The organism is Microcoleus sp. AT3-A2 (assembly GCF_036705685.1).
Taxonomy (GTDB): Bacteria; Cyanobacteriota; Cyanobacteriia; order Cyanobacteriales; family Microcoleaceae; genus Microcoleus.
This window is the reverse complement of sequence record NZ_JAUBVF010000024.1, coordinates 60,981-79,389: the sequence shown is the minus strand read 5'-3', so window position 1 is coordinate 79,389 and position 18,409 is coordinate 60,981. Positions and strand designations below refer to the sequence as shown.

17 protein-coding genes are annotated in these 18,409 nt (G+C 46.1%); 9 read left to right on the top strand and 8 right to left on the bottom strand.

Translation table 11 applies throughout. The features are described 5' to 3' along the window. Window positions 1-131 precede the first annotated feature (131 nt). Entirely contained in the window at window positions 132-1,232 is a 1,101-nt protein-coding gene (cax, locus tag QUB37_RS15640; protein ID WP_333163459.1) for a calcium/proton exchanger, read from the bottom strand. Window positions 1,233-1,426: 194 nt separating this feature from the next. Between cax and QUB37_RS15635 the strand changes: the two genes are divergently transcribed. After that, complete coding sequence (locus QUB37_RS15635; RefSeq protein ID WP_333163457.1) at window positions 1,427-2,176, top strand: Uma2 family endonuclease; 750 nt, start codon at window positions 1,427-1,429, stop codon at window positions 2,174-2,176. Between the two features lie 225 nt (window positions 2,177-2,401). On the opposite strand, the gene QUB37_RS15630 is transcribed toward QUB37_RS15635, so the two are convergent. From QUB37_RS15630 to QUB37_RS15615, 4 genes are all read right to left on the bottom strand, one after another. Further along, window positions 2,402-3,022, bottom strand: coding sequence for a DUF6391 domain-containing protein (locus QUB37_RS15630; protein ID WP_333163455.1), 621 nt, complete (start codon window positions 3,020-3,022; stop codon window positions 2,402-2,404). Between the two features lie 177 nt (window positions 3,023-3,199). Next, a complete protein-coding gene (locus QUB37_RS15625; RefSeq protein ID WP_333163453.1) occupies window positions 3,200-3,913 on the bottom strand; it encodes an MORN motif-containing protein in 714 nt (237 codons plus the stop codon). Window positions 3,914-4,018: 105 nt separating this feature from the next. After that, window positions 4,019-4,771 carry an MORN motif-containing protein gene (locus QUB37_RS15620; protein ID WP_333163452.1) on the bottom strand — a complete coding sequence of 251 codons (753 nt, stop codon included), beginning with the start codon at window positions 4,769-4,771 and terminating at the stop codon, window positions 4,019-4,021. 183 nt (window positions 4,772-4,954) lie between these two features. Beyond that, the gene (locus QUB37_RS15615) at window positions 4,955-6,361 is read right to left on the bottom strand and encodes a hypothetical protein (protein WP_333163450.1); all 1,407 of its coding nucleotides are present in this window, start codon (window positions 6,359-6,361) and stop codon (window positions 4,955-4,957) included. Window positions 6,362-6,593: 232 nt separating this feature from the next. Between QUB37_RS15615 and QUB37_RS15610 the strand changes: the two genes are divergently transcribed. The 5 genes from QUB37_RS15610 (at window position 6,594) to QUB37_RS15590 (ending at window position 11,207) form a co-directional block, all read left to right on the top strand. Next, the gene (locus QUB37_RS15610; protein ID WP_333163448.1) at window positions 6,594-7,289 is read left to right on the top strand and encodes a retropepsin-like aspartic protease; all 696 of its coding nucleotides are present in this window, start codon (window positions 6,594-6,596) and stop codon (window positions 7,287-7,289) included. Window positions 7,290-7,715: 426 nt separating this feature from the next. After that, on the top strand, window positions 7,716-9,314 hold the full coding sequence (gene gpmI / locus QUB37_RS15605) for a 2,3-bisphosphoglycerate-independent phosphoglycerate mutase (RefSeq protein ID WP_333163446.1): 1,599 nt from the start codon (window positions 7,716-7,718) through the stop codon (window positions 9,312-9,314). A 332-nt stretch (window positions 9,315-9,646) separates the two neighbouring features. Next, window positions 9,647-9,886 carry a preprotein translocase subunit SecG gene (gene secG / locus QUB37_RS15600; RefSeq protein WP_333030803.1) on the top strand — a complete coding sequence of 80 codons (240 nt, stop codon included), beginning with the start codon at window positions 9,647-9,649 and terminating at the stop codon, window positions 9,884-9,886. 90 nt (window positions 9,887-9,976) lie between these two features. Beyond that, window positions 9,977-10,702, top strand: a complete 726-nt coding sequence (locus QUB37_RS15595) for a peptidase (protein WP_333163443.1) — start codon at window positions 9,977-9,979, stop codon at window positions 10,700-10,702. A 37-nt stretch (window positions 10,703-10,739) separates the two neighbouring features. Continuing rightward, on the top strand, window positions 10,740-11,207 hold the full coding sequence (locus QUB37_RS15590) for an NUDIX domain-containing protein (RefSeq protein WP_333163441.1): 468 nt from the start codon (window positions 10,740-10,742) through the stop codon (window positions 11,205-11,207). A 260-nt stretch (window positions 11,208-11,467) separates the two neighbouring features. Here QUB37_RS15590 and QUB37_RS15585 read toward each other — a convergent pair whose 3' ends face one another. Then, window positions 11,468-11,980, bottom strand: a complete 513-nt coding sequence (locus tag QUB37_RS15585; RefSeq protein ID WP_333163439.1) for a rhodanese-like domain-containing protein — start codon at window positions 11,978-11,980, stop codon at window positions 11,468-11,470. 379 nt (window positions 11,981-12,359) lie between these two features. Between QUB37_RS15585 and QUB37_RS15580 the strand changes: the two genes are divergently transcribed. The 3 genes from QUB37_RS15580 (at window position 12,360) to QUB37_RS15570 (ending at window position 16,566) form a co-directional block, all read left to right on the top strand. Further along, a complete protein-coding gene (locus QUB37_RS15580; RefSeq protein ID WP_333163437.1) occupies window positions 12,360-13,082 on the top strand; it encodes a hypothetical protein in 723 nt (240 codons plus the stop codon). A gap of 344 nt (window positions 13,083-13,426) precedes the next feature. Continuing rightward, entirely contained in the window at window positions 13,427-15,103 is a 1,677-nt protein-coding gene (locus tag QUB37_RS15575) for an ATP-binding protein (RefSeq protein ID WP_333163435.1), read from the top strand. A gap of 2 nt (window positions 15,104-15,105) precedes the next feature. Beyond that, window positions 15,106-16,566: a DUF1802 family protein gene (locus QUB37_RS15570; RefSeq protein ID WP_333163434.1), complete on the top strand. Its 1,461-nt coding sequence runs from the start codon at window positions 15,106-15,108 to the stop codon at window positions 16,564-16,566. A 59-nt stretch (window positions 16,567-16,625) separates the two neighbouring features. Here QUB37_RS15570 and QUB37_RS15565 read toward each other — a convergent pair whose 3' ends face one another. Beyond that, a complete protein-coding gene (locus QUB37_RS15565) occupies window positions 16,626-17,342 on the bottom strand; it encodes a Uma2 family endonuclease (RefSeq protein WP_333163432.1) in 717 nt (238 codons plus the stop codon). Between the two features lie 277 nt (window positions 17,343-17,619). Next, a complete protein-coding gene (locus tag QUB37_RS15560) occupies window positions 17,620-18,357 on the bottom strand; it encodes a Uma2 family endonuclease (protein ID WP_333163429.1) in 738 nt (245 codons plus the stop codon). Window positions 18,358-18,409 lie beyond the last annotated feature (52 nt).

The window sequence follows — 18,409 nt, the reverse complement described above, 5'->3', positions numbered from 1 at the left end:
AGAAGACAAAGAGGAATAACAAACCAGAAACAAGATGAGTTATTACTCGTTACCAGGCACAGCCTAGGAACCAGTTAAGAAAATTAATTGAGTTTTTGTGGAACAGGCCGGAGTGCCTGTTCCACGAGAAATCAAGTAATGGGGTGAAAGTAAAATGCGGCTCCTAAGACGATGTATGTTGCTAAAAGCAGCACTCCTTCGAGCCAATTCGATCGCCCGTCAAGACTAATTAGATTAGCAATTGTCACGGCAATGGCAACTGCAACTACTTCAAACGGATTGAAGTTTAAATCCATCGGCTGATGAATCACTAACCCGATAATCACCAACACCGGCGCTACCAGCAAAGCAACTAGCAAACTCGAACCCATTGCGACAGAAACTGACAAATCCATATTGTTTTTCATCGCAACTCCCACCGCAGTTACATATTCGGCGGCGCCGCCAACAATCGGCAACAGAATTACCCCTGTAAACAGAGGCGTTAATCCCAATCCTTTGGTAGTTTCTTCGACAACACCAACGAAAATTTCTGATTCAAAAGCAACGGCAACAGTTGAGGCAACTAGCACCCCTATCCACAGCCACAAATTCGGTTTGTGCGTAGTAGATTCCTCTTTGGTATTTTGAAGATTTTCTGACTCTAGTTCTAGTAGGCCAACATCGTAAAGATAGCTGTGCGTTTTTAATGAAAATAGGAGAGTTAAAGCGTAAACTGCAATTAGGACGATCGCAGTTATTAAGGAAAGATTCTGAATGGCTGCGGGTTCGACTCCATTGGAGGTATAAATTACCATTGTCGGCAGCAGAATTGCAATCACTGCTAGAGTCATTGTGGAACCGTTCACCCGCGCGATAATCGGTTTAAATTCCTGTTCTTTGTAGCGTATGCCTCCTAGCAGCATGGAAAATCCCATGACTAAGAGCAAATTGCTGATAATTGTACCTGTTATGCTGGCTTTCACAATGTCAATTAAGCCGGCTTTCAGGGCAACTATGGCAATAATTAATTCTGTAGCATTGCCGAAGACTGCATTTAATAAGCCGCCTATGGAGGGGCCTGTGACGATCGCCACTTCTTCTGTTGCTGTGCTCAACCAAATAGCCAGAGGTATAATGCCTAAAGCGGATGTAATAAAAACTGCGAGGGAACCCCAGTGCAAATACTCAGCAGCGATGGAAATGGGGATAAAAATTAACAGCGCTATGGAAAGAATTTTTTTGATTGACATAGGAACTCGGATGGTGTATGGAAGGGTGAGGTCGAGTTGTCGGGGCGATCGTCAAGTTGATTTTACACTATTCAACTATTCTCTGGCTGTTCGGGTGGCGAGTGCGATCAATAAGTGGGAATTTTTAACCGCAACTGCACCCAGATCGAGGCAGATTGAATATAATAGAATTATATCGACATCGGTGAAAAGATATGTCTCAATCTGTAGTGCCAGTTGTTGAATCAAAGCAAATTGATACTTCACCCACCTTGACCTTTGAAGAATACCGATTTTATCAAACTGATTCCGATCTACAATATGAACTGTACAAAGGCAAATTAATTCCGATGCCAACCGCAACAGTTTTACATATCAAAATTTGCGAATACTTAGTTTACAAATTGCAGCGTTACCTAGCGGAACACAATCTTGACTTAGTAGCAAAAACAGGGCTGGGAGTAAGAACAGAAGAAGATATCTCTCGGATTCCTGATGTAGTTGTTTGCACTCAAAGTCTTTTGGAACAAGCTGCTGCTAGACCAGGTTCGGGTATCCTCGATTTTGAGGAAAAGCCCCTGTTAGTCATAGAAGTAGTGAGTCAAAATCGGCGTGCAGATTATGTGATTAAACGAGCTGAGTACGAACTAGCTAACGTACCTGAATATGTAATTGTTGACCCTACACCTAACAAGGAACTGGTGAGAGTTCTAGCCTTTCCTGAAGGTGAAGACATCTATACCCAGACAGATTTTGTGCCGGGGCAACAAATGGTGTCTGTAGTATTTCCAAATCTGACATTATCAGTGAATGAAATACTGTCTCCGCCATTAGTTGAAGGGTTGATTAAAGCAGAACAAGCTCGCTTCCAGGAACTTGAGCAGCAAGCTGCGGTGGATCGCCAACGGGCTGAAAGATTGGCGGTGAGGTTGCGAGAATTAGGAGTAGATCCCGATCGCATTTAGGATCTTCGATGACCCAGAATTCATGAGTTAATTATTATTAGTTATATCAAATCCGCGCTGCATCAGAATTATTCAGATATCTCTGATTTTCATCTGCGTGAATCCGCGTTCATCCATTGTCATCTGCGGTTGCAAAATTCTCTTTTTTTGACCGCAGATACAGGCAGATAAACACAGATTAACGCAGATGAGTTAGATATATCGATCGGGCTTGATACTGTGCAACTATTCAACCCAACGCACCCGAACAAAATGAGCTTCGCGTCCCCAGAAGTCGTGACTTACAGTAATATCAACCACACTCAAATTAAACGGAATAGCAGTTGTGACGTAACGCTGAGCCAGAGATCCCACATCAGGAGCTAACTGAGCCGCAGCCGCCGCCGCTGCACCCAAACCTAACAGTTGCAGAATGGGCCCGCGAGGTAGGGCTAAATTGATGCCGACAGCAAGTCCTGCCGTTAGCAGCATTGCCACCGACACATTTGTGCCACAGCGGGGATGTACAGCTAAATCCCACTCTCCGCTGGCAATCCGCTGCAAAGCCTCGCGCACTGCCTGACGCAACTGTGCAATGTTAACGTGGCCATAAAGATAAAACCCTTGGTCTGTGGACATCCCGCCCAATAACTCATTATCGGTTCTTGCTGTCGTCGCACCAAACGATTGGCCCAGTACCCAAACGGTAGCGTGTTCCAAAGCATGAACTTGGCGCAAAGTCAAGACTTCCTTCAAACCGGGCAGAAAATTGAGTTGTCGCAACAAATCAGCATCTTGAGTCCGCTGCGGGGCAAAGTCGAAGGGAAACTGGCCGGTGCGGCCGGAAGCAGAAGCAGTAGTTGTCATATCAAAACGCCTCCATTAACTCCATTAAGTGGATATTTAACATTAGCAATTCGGTTGAGAAAAAGCAGGTCCTAAGTTATCAATAGTTTTGACTTTAACACCTAGCAATGGCAGGTTTTGTGCAAAAAATATTAGCCCTCAACCTGCCCTTACTAACCGATCGCACTTATTCCCAGTTTATTGCTCTACCCGCTGGCCCTCACGGAATACTCCCGGAATTCGCCGGCCTCTGGTATCGATAATTGTGCCTTTGCCGTGAGGCAATCCCTTTCGTAACTCTCCCTGATAGCGGATACCGTTGGAGAACGAACAGTTACCCCTGCCATCAAGTTCTTGAGTATAGAACTGTCCCGAACACCGACTGCCGTCAGCCCGGGTGAACGCTCCCGTACCTAAAGGCTTGCCCCCTAAAAATTGACCCACAAAGCGATCGCCATTAGCAAAAATGAATTGCCCTTGTCCAGTGGGCACGCCTACTTTTTGATCGAGAGAAAACGACCCTATATAGCGATCGCCATTAGTAAAAATAGCTGTCCCGGAACTAACTTTGCCATCTCGGAATATGCCCTCCACGCGGGCGTCGTCCTTAAATATAAATTGTCCTCGACCATTTGGTTTGCCCAGACGGAACTGCCCCTCATAGCGATCGCCGTTGGAATATATGTATACCCCAGTGCCACTGGGCAAACCGTTCACAAACTGTCCGATGTAGCTATCACCACTGTCATAATCGCACCTAACTCTACCTGTAGCGATAGCTGGCACGCAGCGACCGGTTTTAGCTTCTGTTCCTTGCGCCATTGAGGGCAAGGGATAAGTCGCGTAACTACCAATTCCCGACACTGATGCAACTAATAAAGCGATTCCACTGATCCAAGAACGGGAAATCATCAATCAACTTTCTCCTATGCGCTGTTAGATATTATCTTCTTCTGCCCTTTGTCTTTTGTCCCATTTGTTGTCAAAAGTTGGCTGAAAACCTCAATCATTTATCCTTTACGAAACTCCGGGCTTGCCGTTGCGAAATACCCCCGGAAAGCGCCTACCTCTAGCATCGATCATCGTTCCGACACCGTGGGGTACTCCCTTTCGCAGTTCTCCTACATAGCGGGTACCGTTCGGGAAAGTGCAGGTGACACTAGCGTCAAGTTCTTGATTGAAAAATCTGCCGGAACAGCGAGTGCCGTCTACCCGCACCAATACCCCAGGGCCAAAGGGCGAACCTGCAAAGAATTGTCCTTCATAGCGATCGCCATTGGTATAAAAAAACTGACCCCGCCCTGATGGTTGACTGCTAATGGCATCAGTCTGAACGTTCCTGACGACTGCGAAGTTTCCGACATAGCGCTCGCCGTTAGGGAACACGACCGTCCCAGATCTCATTGTGCCGTCTTGGAACACACCTGTGTAGCGGGCATCATCTTTAAAAATGAAAGTCCCTCTACCATTTGGCACTCCATTCCGAAAATTTCCTTCGTAGCGATCCCCATTAGCGTACACGTAGACTCCAGTGCCGTCGGGCAGGCCGTTGACGAAGTTTCCCTCGTAGTTATCGCCTCCCTCGTAATTGCATTTCACTCTCCCCGTCGGAGGGTTTCCTTGGCAGAAGGGAGAGCGTTTTCCTTCTTCGGGTTTTGGATCAGGTGTTGCTTGAGCCATTGATGGCTGGGGATTCAAGAGATTAGTGGCGCTGCCGATACAAGAAGCAACTAATATCACCATCCCTACTTTTTGAATTGAACCGAGCATGATCGATCTCCTTTAACTTTAATTACTAATAGAGATTTTCTAGAAGCTAATACTCGCTGAAAAGTCCTCTATTTTTTAATCCCTTTACTAATTTTACCTTCAGGTTCGAGATCTGCCCTAAATGCAAAAAGGCAAAAACTCTAAGTTTTGCCTTTAGCATTTTTCCTGCTTTACTGTCAATTTTCAGCGTCGCGCTGAGCTATTCGGATTTGGGAGACGGCTAATAACTGCATTGGCCGGTTGTGGTAGGGGACTTGCGGGTTTTTCGCCAACACCTTTGGCTACCTCAACGCCGTTTTCCTCCAGAATCACGATCGGATCGGCTCCTTGCTTGAGATCGACCCGCTTCACCAACACTTGCCCGTTAGACAGCCGCTGCCCGACTTTGACATATCGGCTGGTGGGTTCATTCGGTACTTTGACAATCACTTGCGTCTCGTTCCCGACTTTTACCACCCCGCTGACTTCAGTGCCTGTAGCGATGTCAGTAGAAGGCGGTGGCGGAACTACTGGGATGACGGGAGGAGGCGGCGGATTTGGGTCTACCCACTGGGGCGGGCGTTGGTCTACTGGCAGTTCCGGCAGATCCGGCACTCCTATAGGTCTCGCTGCTATTGGCTGGGGCGGGCGCGGGGGTGCTGGAGGACGGGGAGTCGGCCGATTCCGCGCATCTTGGGGTCTAACTGCTATTGGCCCAGTTCCAGGACGACCGGTGCCTGGACCTCTTGCTACCCTGGCATTGGGGTCTCTCCATTGGGGCGGGCGCTTGTCAACTGGCAGTTCCGGCAGATCCGGGACTCCTATGGGTCTCGCTGCAATGGGTTCGAGTCCAGGCGGGGAGGTACGAGTACGACCTAACTGAGGAGCATTTAGCCCCGGAACAAGGGGCGGCGAGCCAATTTGTCCCCCGGTGCCTCCGGGTAAGGAACCATTTCTGCCACCGCCACCTAACCGAGGAGCAGTTAGCCCTGGAACAAGGGGCGGCGAGCCAATTTGCCCCCCATCACCTCCGGGAAGTAAAGAGCCTCGCCCTCGACCTGGTACTTGCTGAGTGCCCGCTCGACCGCCGGGTGGGCTGGTGAGAGCAACCGTCTGACCGGGCCTGTTAATTGGGGGGGGAGCCAATAACTCGGGAAGTTCGGGTAGCACGGCAACTTGTCGCTGTGGAAGTTTGGGGAGTTCTGAGGTAGTCCCACCCGCTCCGTTGGCTCCTGCAGGGATTTGTAATACGATCGGCGGCAGCGGCCCAAAGGGGTCTAACTGAGAAGGATTGGCTGTCACAGGGCCTTGGGGCACCGGCTGAAGCGGAAGCGTTGGATTCCTGTCCTTTTTGTCGCCGATATTTGTTTGAGCCTGTCTGGCTCGTTCGTCTGGGTTGGTCGATCGAATTAACCCAGGAGGCTGGGCGGCTACTATTGGGGACGGGAAAGCCTGAGCTGGTGGGGTGGGGCTGGCAGTGGCTGCCGGAGATGGAGAGGCTGCACTGGGGCTGGGGCTGGGGCTGACTATGTTGTTGGCCTCGTCGCCACCGCATCCTCCGATCGAGAAAGCTAGTAGTCCTATAGTCGCAAAATATAAAAGTTTGTGCATTGCCGATCGCCCCCAAATCCTTAATTTCAAGATTTCCAACAAGGCTCTGCAATTACAGCCTGTTGCCGTTTATAAGTTTATCTGTGTTTCGATGTTATGCGATCGCTTAAAAATTGCCAAGTTTTCTTCATGATCTGATCAGGCTCTTCGGGCGCTGGGTTTTCTGGAGCAAGTTAGGATATCAATGGCGGTCGTTGTTCGACATATTTAATTAATTAAGGTATTTAGATTAATGGCAAAAGTGATTCTCAAGCGGATTTGGCGATCGGGCTTGGTTTTTGCGACTGTTTTGGTGGGTGTGGGCTCGGTGGGGGGCGGCGAGGTGTATTCTCATTCACATCAGCCAGAAACCCAGGTGATGACATTGGTTCCCGATGTGAGTTCCCAGCAGCACGCGCGGCGGAGCTATCCCGTTCCCCGCAGGGGTTCCCGAAGGGTAGGGAATCGCACTATAACGGGATCGGGATTCACAACTGGCAAATTGTACTCTCAGTTTTGGAACCCATCCAATCCTGGTGCCAAAACGCCTGCAAATCAACGGGCGAAGCCACCGGGGAATCCACAGGTATTTCAAGCTAAAATCAAGCGTCGCGCAGGCGGGACGCCGGTGATTGATGTGGTATTTAACGGCAACAAGACTTTTGAGATGATTCTCGATACCGGGGCGAGCGGCACTTTGATTTCTCAGCGGATGGCTACTGCACTGGGAGTAAGGCCGGTGCGTACCGTGAGAGCGGGGATCGCTGACGGTAGCGTTGTCGAGTTCCCGATCGGTCTGGTGCGATCGATTCGGGTTGGGGGTGCTGTGATCCAAAATGTCGAAGTGGCGATCGCCAAACAAATGCCAATAGGTCTGCTCGGTCACGATTTCTTTGGCAATTACGATATCAAAATTAAAAAAGATGTTGTAGAATTTTATGTCCGCTGAAAGTGAGCCGAGTCGGAAACCGATTTTTGCTCAACTCGTTTAACGTTATTCCCAGCCAAGTCAAATCTGTTTAATCTATTCCTTTAGGCAGTGGTAAAAGTCCGCCATCTGTGGTACTCTCCTTAGTGTTTAAATAGCAACCTACCGTTGAACAATTCGTGAAAATGCGGTGGCAAAAGCAGGGTCGCTGTTGGTGAGATCGGTAACAGCCTCGGACTGTGCATTCACAGTACAGGGCAAGGCAATCAATTAAACAATTCCCAAAGCAGGTCGAGATTAGTTCCCAAAATACTGTGGCTAAGGGAATTTTGGTGGGCTGTGTTCAGCCGGAGCCGAGAAAATATGTAAACTGATTAGCGGCAGATGTCCCGCAAAATCGGCAATCATGACGATCGAGAAATTAATTATTGTAAATAAGGTATTCGCATGGCACAAGCGTCTGTATCTCCTGTAGTGCTGATTATTCTAGACGGCTGGGGTTATCGTGAAGAAAAAGACGGAAATGCGATCGCCGCTGCAAAAACACCCGTGATGGACAGTCTCTGGGCCGCTTATCCCAGAACTCTGATTAAAACAGCGGGCCGGGCGGTAGGGCTGCCAGACGGGCAAATGGGTAACTCAGAGGTTGGTCACTTGAATCTGGGCGCGGGCCGCGTGGTTCCTCAAGAGTTGGTGCGGATCTCGGATGCAGTGGAAGATGGTTCTTTGCTCAACAACCGCGCGCTGGTTGAGCTTTGCGAAAAAGTCTGCGCCACGGGCGGCAAGTTGCACCTGACTGGTCTTTGTTCTGAAGGTGGGGTTCATTCCCATCTCAGTCATATTAAGGGTTTGCTGCTATTAGCAAAGGCACAGGGAATTTCTGAGGTTTGCATTCACGCGATTACAGACGGTCGTGATACTACTCCGAAAGAGGGTGTCGAAGCTTTAGGCAAGATTGAAAGTTATATCGCAGAGGTCGGGGTGGGTCGGATTGCGACCATTAGCGGCCGCTACTACGCGATGGACAGGGACAAGCGCTGGGATCGGGTGCAACGCGCTTACGAGATGATGACGACTGAGGGTGCGCCTGACGGTCGATCGGCTGTGGATGTGTTGCAGGCCTCTTATGCTGAAGGAGTGACCGACGAGTTTGCAGTTCCGACTCGAATTGCGCGGGGAGCCGTGGCATCCGGCGATGGGATGATTTTCTTCAATTTTCGCCCGGACAGGGCTAGAGAATTGACTCAGGCTTTTGTGGCGCCGGATTTTAAGGGGTTTGAACGGCAGTTAATTGATTCCCTGGCGTTTGCGACTTTTACTCAGTACGACCCCAAACTCTCGGTAATGGTGGCTTTTGAACCGCAGAATTTGAACAATATTCTGGGCGAGGTGATTTCTAAGCACGGTTTGCAGCAGTTGCGGACGGCGGAAACTGAAAAGTACGCTCATGTGACTTATTTTTTTAATGGGGGTCTGGAAGAGCCTTTTATTGGGGAACACCGCGAGTTGGTGCAGAGTCCGATGGTGGGGACTTACGATGAGGCGCCCCAGATGTCGGCGGACTTGGTGACGGATGGGGTGGTGACGGCTTTGGAAAGAGGCATCTATTCGTTTATGGTGATTAACTATGCTAACCCGGATATGGTTGGTCATACGGGGATGATGGATGCGACGATAATTGCGATCGAAACTGTGGATAAATGTTTGGGGCGGCTGTTGAGCGCCATTAGTAAAGCTGGAGGTACGGCAATTATTATTGCTGACCACGGAAATGCTGAGCAGATGTTTGACGACGACGGGAATCCCTGGACGGCTCACACTACTAACCCGGTGCCGTTTATTCTGGTAGAAGGCGAAGGTCGGAAGATTCCGGGTCACGGAACGGATGTTCCTCTGAGGGCGGATGGTTGTTTGGCGGATATTGCGCCGACGATTCTGGAGCTGTTGAGGTTGCCTCAGCCCTCGGAGATGACGGGACGTTCTATGATTCGATCGGCTGAGTTTGAAGTTCGCGCCAATCGCACTCCTGTGCGAGTCCGATTGTAGTAGGGACGCAGCAGCAGTAGGGACAAAGGCTTTCGCCCTTCTTCGTGTCAATTTAACGTCAAACCCAGTCACAGAATTGCTGTTTGACTATTAAGCCTAGATCCCCCCTAGCCCCCCTTAAGAAGGGGGGAACCGGAAATGGATCGAAGTCCCCCTTTTTAAGGGGGATTTAGGGGGATCGGGACTCAGGTAAAAACGAGATTTATCAAGGCTTTCAGGCTTAAGTTGACACGCCTTGGGCTCTTGGAGTGTCTCTGCATAAATTGTGTGCGATCGACCAAATTTGATATGATAATAAATTACCGATTACTAATTACCAATTACTCCAGATTATGAATATTGTTTCTGTGTTACAAGTTATCTGGTCTTTGTCTGCTTTAGGACTTGTGATTTTTGTGTTGCTGCACAGTCCTAAAGGCGATGGCATTGGAGGGATTGGCGGACAAGCTCAATTGTTTACCAGCGCCAAAAGTGCAGAAACAAGTCTGAACCGGATTACTTGGGGTCTGTCTATTGTTTTTATGGGTTTGACTGTGATTTTGAGTGCTGGTTGGTTGACGCCTAAGTTATAAGATTTGGATTTTTAACCGCAGATGAACGCAGATAGACGCAGATAATCTCAAGTTCATCTGCGTTTATTTGTGTCTATCTGCGGTTGCAAAATGCGGTTGTGGAAAGTTACGGTAAAATCTCGATTGCTGGCTGGTTTGGGATTGGCTTTATGTTGTTTTAGCCTGATAATTTTTAGTCAGGTTAATACTCCGGCGGCGAGTCTTTCTCCTCTCCCGAATAGTTTGCCGCATCCACAGGTTCACCCTTTGCCGCCAATGCTAGCGAATTGGCAAGATTCCACGGATAGCGGTGATTATTTTGACCAGGTTAAGCCACCGAATTTCGGTCATTTGCTATGGTCTAAGTTTCCGATTCAGGTTTATGTTGAGCGTCCAGTTGATGCTAATAAGTCTGAAGAATGGGTGGCGGCTGTGTTGGATGTGGTGCGGGAATGGGGGGTTTATTTACCCTTGGAAGTGGTGGATAGTTCGGAGGTGGCTGATATTAGGATCTTACGTCGGGCTCCGCCTTTGCGTCAAGGGGTTTTACGATCGCGTTCTGGAGAGGCTACCTATGAATTGTATGCCCGTCGGGATGGGGATAAAACAGTGTTATCTCATCGGTTTTCGGTTTATTTGAATCCGAATCAAGTGGGTAAGTATGTTCGGGCGACGGCGCGGCACGAGTTGGGTCACGCTTTGGGAATTTGGGGTCACAGTTTGATGGAAACTGATGTGCTTTATTTTTCTCAAGTGAGAAATCCTCCGCCTATTTCTGCGAGGGATGTCAACACTTTGAAGCGCGTTTATGAACAGCCGACTCGGTTGGGGTGGTAATATTAGTTTTGATATGTAAAATCGTGTCAGTAAAAAGATGAAAGATGAAGCTTTTGGCATTGTACCAGTTTTTGCGACTGAAACTGATAGTTTGTTTTTGTTAATTCAACATCAAGCCGGACATTGGGCGTTTCCAAAAGGTCACGCGAATCAGGGAGAATCGGCGCTAGAAACGGCGAAGCGAGAGTTTGAGGAGGAAACTGGCATCCGCGATTGTGAAGTGCTTGAGGAGCCTAGTTTTGTGGAACGTTATTCCTTTGTTAAGGAAGGGAAGCCTAGTTCTGTGGAACATTATTCCTCTGCAAAGGAAGGAGAATCAATTGAAAAGACTGTTACTTACTTTTTGGCTTTTGTAAATTCAATGGAAGTTCAGTTGCAAGTAGAGGAAGTTCAAAATTCGGCCTGGAGTTCCTTTGAGGATGCAGTTAAGCTGATTACTTTTGATGGGAATCGGCAAATTTTAAGGGAAGTCAAAGCATTTTTGGACGCGAGGAAGGAGTGTTAATCAGTCTTGGATACACACACTTGTTTATGTAGGATGTTCATTGTTCACTTTACGCTATAAGTGGCCTGTTAAAGCACTTTTTGCGTCCGCGAATGTTAATATCTAGTCCGGTTATACGATCGCAATTAAGTTTGTAGTAAGGACTTTAGTGCTTAGTGACTGCAAGCTTTAAGAGAGAGCTCGATTCCTTACTACAAACGAATTATTTGGTTAGATACCCAACTTCTTCAATAAGTCGGGTATCTAGGTATTTGGTGTGATTATTTGTTGATTTTCTGAGCTTCGGCGTGGTGTTGCAAGCGAGAGAAAACGTTGTAGGCGTCGGGGCCGGGAGTATTGTGTTCCTGAGCGCCGTCGATGGGGCCGTCAATGGCTTTCCAAGCAGGAATTCCGCCTTTTAGTTCGGCTACTTTTCTAAAGCCTGCTGCGCGGAGAAGATTGGCGGCTTCGGCGGTTTGTTGGTCGTTTTCGCCGTAGATGTAGATATCGCGGATGGGTTCTAAACTCGATTGTGCTCGTGCGACTAATTCGTCCATTGGCATCATTACGGCGCCGGTAATGTGGCTTTTTGTGAAGCTTTCAAAATCGCGGGCGTCGATGATTGTGAGTCCGGGTTCGCCCCAATCTAAACGGGCTTTGAGGTCGTGACTAGATGCTTGAGCTTTTAAACCGGGAGGGGTCGGAGTAACGTCGGGAAGTTTTTCTTTGATGTTGGAAATTTGGTCGGGAATAGTTTTCATGGGTAAAGTGTTGTTCAATGTTTTGATTGCCATTGCAATGTAACAAGATGTTTAGGTTGAATTCGTCTTTCTAAAGACTGAATCCGGCATTGAACTAAAGTCGCAGTTAAGCTGGTTTGCTGGTTGTTAGCTGCGGTTGGGATCGCTACATTTGTTGAGGTTGCTAGGAGGTAGCGGGCTGTGCTTCAGATGGTTTCTATCTTATTTGTGGCGGAGAATTGGAGGTGCGATCGCTCATTCGATCCGATATTTTATCAAATAATCAGATTTTAGTCAATGCCTATTATTTTTAAATGAAATTTGCATAAGTTGTGCGTAGCCTCGCGCGGATTTTGGCGGAAAAGTTTAAATGTTTGCCAGCAAGGTTTCTGGTAAACTTTAAAAGTAAAAACAAGTATTTAAAGGTATAGATATGTCTGAGAAAGATGAAATTGCGGTGTCTAAGACTTTGACACCCGAAGAGCAAGCGGTGTGGGATGCGAAGGCGAAAGTTCGGGTACTGCTGAATTTGTGGGATTTGAGCGGCGGGAAGATGAAGGTGAAAAAGGGGGAGTTGACTAAGCGGATTGTTCGCACTAATGAGACGAGTCAGAGATATCTGGAAGTGCTGGGCGAGTTGCAGGCGACTGGGGCGATCGAGTATTCGCTGGTAAATCGGGTGACGCTGGTGGAATTGAGCGCGAAGGGGAAAGAAGTTTTAGCGGAAGGCTTGAAAAGTAAGGATTCTCTGTTTGAGTTTGATGGTTCTCAAATTGGTACTCGGCTGGGAAATTCTTTGTTGAAGTGGATTCGGCATCAGGATGGTGCGGCGAGTGTTGCGGTTGAGAAAAAGAAGGGGGATGTAGGGACGATCGCATCCTATGACGATTTTAAGGCTGTGGCGCTCGATGTGTATGACAGGTTGAACCGGGATTATAACTTAGACGATTTAGTGCCGATTTATCGGATGCGTCGGGCGATCGGGGAAAGGGTAGGGCGATCGGAGTTCAATGAGTGGCTACTGAAAATGCAGGCTCAAGATATTTTTCAGCTAATGTCTGGAGAAATGCCAGACATCACTGCAGACAAACGCGAGGACTCAATCACCATTTCTGGCGTTGGATTTCGTAACTACGCCAAGCGCTTGAACGCCTAAAATTACCCTGAATCTTTTTGTAGTTTGTTACCTCACACCCAATCATTATGGAAAATTCAGCCGCATCTCCCATAGAATCCCTCAAAGCTGCCATCCAAAGTCACAATCCATTTAGCAAAACTGGCATTGTCAAAGAGCAGGATATTTGGGGAAAAGGATTCCCCGATGTTCCCACTCTCAACAAACACGCTTCTGATGCAGTTTTTCAGGCCGTTGAGCTGGTGCGAACCAGTCAATCCAGTCAAGATAAAGTTAGTTCCCTTGCCCTAACTGCTCCGCAAGGAGTCGGTAAAAGCCATGTTCTCGCTCGCATTCGCTATCGACTAGAACGAGATGGTGGCGCTTTGTTTGTCTATGCAAGCGTCAATAATTACACCGACTTAAACTTGATTAAGTACCAATTTCAGCAAACCTTAGCAAATAGTTTGAGTCACCCAGTTAATCAAGGGGTGATGCAGTGGCAGGAAGTAGCTGCCGCAATGGCAAATCAAGGCTTGAAAGCTATAAATGCTGATGCTCCAAACCTTTCACCCGCCAATTTTCTTGACCGATTTGATAAAGTATGTGCTAGTTGGGCGGCTAAAAATAGGAGTTTTATGAACACTATGAGTCAAAAAGTTTGCCAAACAAAGCCTAATGCTGATCCTTATATTATTCGTGCTGTTTTGTGGACGCTTTCAAAAATTCAGTCAGCCTTTGCAATCAAATGGTTGTCAGGTGAGGAACTAGATAAGTCTAAGGCTGAGGAACTGGGATTGCCAGCAAATTCTGGTAAAACCAATCAAGATAGAGAAGCTGAAGCTCTTAATACAGTTCAGCAAATAGTGAATTTGGTGAGTTGCTACAACCCAGTCATCATTTGTTTTGATGAAATAGATGTCAAAAACAACTCTACTGATGATGGCTTGCCAACAGAAATGGTAATTGCTGATTTAGTTAAACGCCTCCACGATACTCTCAATCAATCGGAACTCGGTCAAGGAGTTGTCATTCTCACAGTAATGCTGCCCAATACTTGGACACATAAAATCAAGCTGATGTCGGGCGGTACACCAGCTCGACTATCAACATATACAAAAGGAAAGCCAATTGAATTAAACTTTCTTGATGGCAATTCAATGATAGAGATAGTAACTTTGTGGCTGAAAGATTTCTATGAATTCAGGGATTTAAAGCCTCACAATCAGCTATATCCTTTTGAAGAGAATCAACTCAAAGAATACGGCACAAATAAGCCAGCGGTACGGGAAGCTTTGACATGGTGTGAAGAGAATTTTAAAGTTTCTAGACCTGCTCTTCCAGAAGATCCTTTTGAGCGATTTGAACTTGCTCTCATGGAACTTGAATCAGGTCTCGTAGACTATATGGAGAATAACTCCCTAATTGCTAAAGCTCTTTGCTTTGGTTTTGAAACGTTGAAAGGTCAGACAATCGAAGGAGTGTTGATTGAAGAGGTTACTACTGAAATCAAGCCAAAAGCCAAAAATAATGATTGTATTAACTTCAAAGTTATTGGCACAGAAAATGGAAAAGTGGTCAAAATTGGCATTGCAGTAATCCAGTCTTCTCAAAATGAATTAGTTGCAGGATTGAGGCGCTTAATAGATTACGAAAGATTTGACTTAACTCGCGGTTGTTTAGTCCGTTCTCAAGCCAAAATCGAAACAATAAAGAAGACTGCTCAAGCATACAAGTTACTTGAACAACTTGTCTCACCTCAAGAAAGAGGTGGTGAAATCGCAGATTTAATAGAAGAGCAAATAAAACCTTTAATCGCTGTTTATTCTGTTTGTAAAAAGTGCAGAGACTATAATTTAACGGAAAATCAAGTTTTTGATTTCATCTCTCAGAAGCAGCTAACTTTTGACAATCCTTTACTGCGAGAGATATTGAGCGATCCATCTGGTATCATGCCTGTTGTTGATGATGAAGATGAACGTCAACTTTTAGAAGACCTTCTTAATCCGCCGACTATTGACAATACAGATGAATCGGATGATTTGAGTGATTTATTTAGTTGATCATGAGTATATCTGTTTCGATGTACAATGCTCTGCGTCTACCTGCTGCTGATGTTGAGGCGTTAATTTTAGGGCGATTAATTGTGGCTATGCCCCGGAAATTCATTAATCCGGGGCAGAAGTTTGCTTTGTACCCCGCCAATATCTCGATTAATTTGCTACCCCACGAGCAACATTATCGCTCAAGTTTTTTGCCCGTCGCTAAAAACGCACTTGCTCAGTTAAATTCTGAAACGGTTTTGATAAAAGCTTGGGCTAAATGCGAATTATGCCAAATGCTGAATGATCCAGAATCATTAGAGGCTTTGTCGCAGTTAACAGTCTGGACAACAGAGGCATTACAGCAAACTCTCCTAGAAAAACCTTATATTTTTCTAGCTTATCTTCGCGTCTATCTGCTACCTCAGCCACTGGAAATGCCAGTGCATCCCAGCGGCAATTTTGTATCTTTGCCAAAGTCTCTAAACGTTACTGATGCAACGCCAGTGTTGAGTGAGTCTATCTTTGCCAAACGCCGTCAAAAGCTGGAAAAATTAGAGCCTCCTGAACATCCAGAATGGGAAGATTTGCAAAGTGCATTAGTGCATTTATCCACTACCAACCCAAAAGCCAAACAACTAGACGCAGAAATCAAAATATTTCTCGGTTGGAGTAGCGATAAGCCTGTAAAACCAATCAAACCGGATTTAGCTTGGATAAATACCATAGCAACTTTGGGAAATCGCACCAAAGAACTAGATACAAACAAAAGCAACTATCAAGCAGGAACAGACTTTGAAATTGTAGTGCGCGATAGCCTTGAGTTTTTGGGATTTACCATAGATTATGCTCACAAAGGTGGTGCTGGCGGCTTAGATTTATTATGCTCCAAACCTTACCCCTTAGTTGGCGAGTGCAAAGCCGGTAAAAAAATCCCTAATGATACAGCAGTTCAATTGCTGAATTTAGGAACGCTACGCCTCAAAGATCAAGAAACCCTCGCCAAAGCAACTAAGTTGATTATTGGCCCTGGCGTTCCAACTACTCAACTTATGGATGCAGCCAAAGTACACGGTATGGCAATTATGAACCCTGAAACGCTTGAGAAATTGGTTAAACTTCAAAGCAACTATCCTAACTCGGTGGACTTATTTAAACTGAAAGAATACTTAAAACCGGGACAATCTGATGATGAAGTTGCTAAATATATTGAGCAAGTTGAACAAGAAATTAAAGTGCGATCAGATGTTCTGCATAGTTTGAAAAAGTATCAGGAAAAGAGTGGTTTTGAACGAGCAAGTGTCGAGGCTGTTAGTGGTGCTTATTCAATGTCTAATGCACTTAGACCGTTATCACCCAAAGACTTGCACGAAATTCTCGTTGAGCTTTCCTCTCCTTTGACAAATTATGTGGGGCGAATTAAAGGAGAAAATTGGCAAAGCGATCGCTTTTATTTCCTGCGCGACTTGCCGCTAGATGATTAAGATACGTCAAGGGCGATTCCCTGCGGGATAAATTCGCTTCACGTACTTCATCCAATTTCCTACACAGCATCAGGATCTACGCCCAACTCCCGCAACCTCGCCGCCAACCTTTCAGCTTTCTGCAATTGAGCTTGTTCGGCCTTAATTAACCCTTCCACCAATGGCGGATCTAAAATTTCATTGACTGATAATCTCAGATTGGGAAATACTACAGATTCCATTTCATCACCCGGCAAGAAATCTGTATACGTGTAACCATCTTCACCTTCAATCAATGCAAAAAGCCGGATTTTTTGCTTGCCAGTTTTAGGGTCAACAATGCAATATTCTGGCACATTCGCTAATTCGTACTCTCCGCGTTTAATCACGTAATCTTCGCGGCGATTTTCGCTGACTACTTCTACCACTAACAGCGGCTTTTCATCAAATTCGAGGATACCTGCACCTGGTCTAGCAGCAGCTTGTTCCAAAAGACTTTGAGTGCAGACAACTACATCGGGAATCCGAGATTTATCTTCATCTGTTCTCACTCCCAAACCAGTTTTTACTACTAAGTCGAGATTGTGTTCAGCTAGGTAACGCTGCAATTGGTAAACTAAATATTCGCAAATTTTGATGTGTAAAATTGTGGCTGTTGGCATCGGGATTAATTTGCCTTTGTACAGTTCATATTTTACATCAGATTCTCCTTGATAAAATCGGTATTCTTCAAAAGTTAAGGTCAGCGAAGTATCGAGCTGTTTTTCTTCGATTGCTGGCACAATAGATTGAGACATATATTTTTACCTATCTCGATAGTTTTCTATTATACTCAATTTTGATTTTAAGAGTATAGGCTTCGGTTCGGCAAAGATTGCCATTCTTGACTCCACGACTTGCCGCTATAGCAATCCTTGCAGGAGTCGTAAATTTTTGACCCCACCCCAACCCTCCCTTTATCAAGGGGAAGGAGTAAGAAATTCACAAATGATTTAGGATGGCTATAGATGATTGAGATACGTCAAGGGCGATTCCCTGCGGGATATCTTCGCTTCACGTAGTTCATTCAATTTCCTACACAGCATCAGGATCTATGCCCAGTTCCCGCAACCTCGCCGCCAATCTTTCAGCGCGTTGTTCGACTGTTTGTAGTTGCTGCAATTGAGCTTGTTCTGCCTTAATTAACCCTTCTACCAATGGCGGATCTAAAATTTCATTGACTGATAATCTCATATTGGGAAATACTACAGATATTATTTCCTCACCCGGCAAGTAATCTACCTGTGTATAAACGTCATCACCTTCGGGAAATGCCATAACTCGCACCCGCTGTCTGTTTTGTGTCGGATCAACAATCACATATTCCGGCACGTTAGCCTGTTCGTATTCTGTTCGTTTAAGTACATAATCAGCTCGCCGATCTTGGCTCACTACTTCTACTACAAATAAAGGTGTTTCGCTCAAGTCTAAGATGCCAGAACCGGGTCTGGCAAGAACTTGTTGCCACAAACTTTCTGTGCAAACAACTACATCGGGAATGCGGGATGTAGCATCTTCTGTTCTGACTCCCACAGAAGTTTTTACGACTAAATCCAGATTATATTCAGCTAGGTAACGCTGCAATTTGTAAACCCAAAATTCGCAGATGCTTGTATGTAATGCGCTAGCCGTTGCCATCGGTATTAATTTGCCTTTGTACAATTCATATTGTACATCGTCATTGCTTTGATAAACTCTGTACTCTTCAAAAGTTAATGTCGGCGAAGTATCGATCTGTTTGTCTTCGACTGCTGGCACAATAGATTGAGACATATATTTTTACCTATCTCTATAGTTTGCTATTATACTAAATTTGAATTTTAAC

Bases quoted from the DNA above. Each gene is read 5' to 3' on its own strand.
- cax (WP_333163459.1), bottom strand. From the start codon at position 1,232: ATGTCAATCAAAAAAATTCTTTCCATAGCGCTGTTAATTTTTATCCCC.
- QUB37_RS15635 (WP_333163457.1), top strand. From the start codon at position 1,427: ATGTCTCAATCTGTAGTGCCAGTTGTTGAATCAAAGCAAATTGATACT.
- QUB37_RS15630 (WP_333163455.1), bottom strand. From the start codon at position 3,022: ATGACAACTACTGCTTCTGCTTCCGGCCGCACCGGCCAGTTTCCCTTC.
- QUB37_RS15625 (WP_333163453.1), bottom strand. From the start codon at position 3,913: ATGATTTCCCGTTCTTGGATCAGTGGAATCGCTTTATTAGTTGCATCA.
- QUB37_RS15620 (WP_333163452.1), bottom strand. From the start codon at position 4,771: ATGCTCGGTTCAATTCAAAAAGTAGGGATGGTGATATTAGTTGCTTCT.
- QUB37_RS15615 (WP_333163450.1), bottom strand. From the start codon at position 6,361: ATGCACAAACTTTTATATTTTGCGACTATAGGACTACTAGCTTTCTCG.
- QUB37_RS15610 (WP_333163448.1), top strand. From the start codon at position 6,594: ATGGCAAAAGTGATTCTCAAGCGGATTTGGCGATCGGGCTTGGTTTTT.
- gpmI (WP_333163446.1), top strand. From the start codon at position 7,716: ATGGCACAAGCGTCTGTATCTCCTGTAGTGCTGATTATTCTAGACGGC.
- secG (WP_333030803.1), top strand. From the start codon at position 9,647: ATGAATATTGTTTCTGTGTTACAAGTTATCTGGTCTTTGTCTGCTTTA.
- QUB37_RS15595 (WP_333163443.1), top strand. From the start codon at position 9,977: ATGCGGTTGTGGAAAGTTACGGTAAAATCTCGATTGCTGGCTGGTTTG.
- QUB37_RS15590 (WP_333163441.1), top strand. From the start codon at position 10,740: ATGAAAGATGAAGCTTTTGGCATTGTACCAGTTTTTGCGACTGAAACT.
- QUB37_RS15585 (WP_333163439.1), bottom strand. From the start codon at position 11,980: ATGGCAATCAAAACATTGAACAACACTTTACCCATGAAAACTATTCCC.
- QUB37_RS15580 (WP_333163437.1), top strand. From the start codon at position 12,360: ATGTCTGAGAAAGATGAAATTGCGGTGTCTAAGACTTTGACACCCGAA.
- QUB37_RS15570 (WP_333163434.1), top strand. From the start codon at position 15,106: ATGAGTATATCTGTTTCGATGTACAATGCTCTGCGTCTACCTGCTGCT.
- QUB37_RS15565 (WP_333163432.1), bottom strand. From the start codon at position 17,342: ATGTCTCAATCTATTGTGCCAGCAATCGAAGAAAAACAGCTCGATACT.
- QUB37_RS15560 (WP_333163429.1), bottom strand. From the start codon at position 18,357: ATGTCTCAATCTATTGTGCCAGCAGTCGAAGACAAACAGATCGATACT.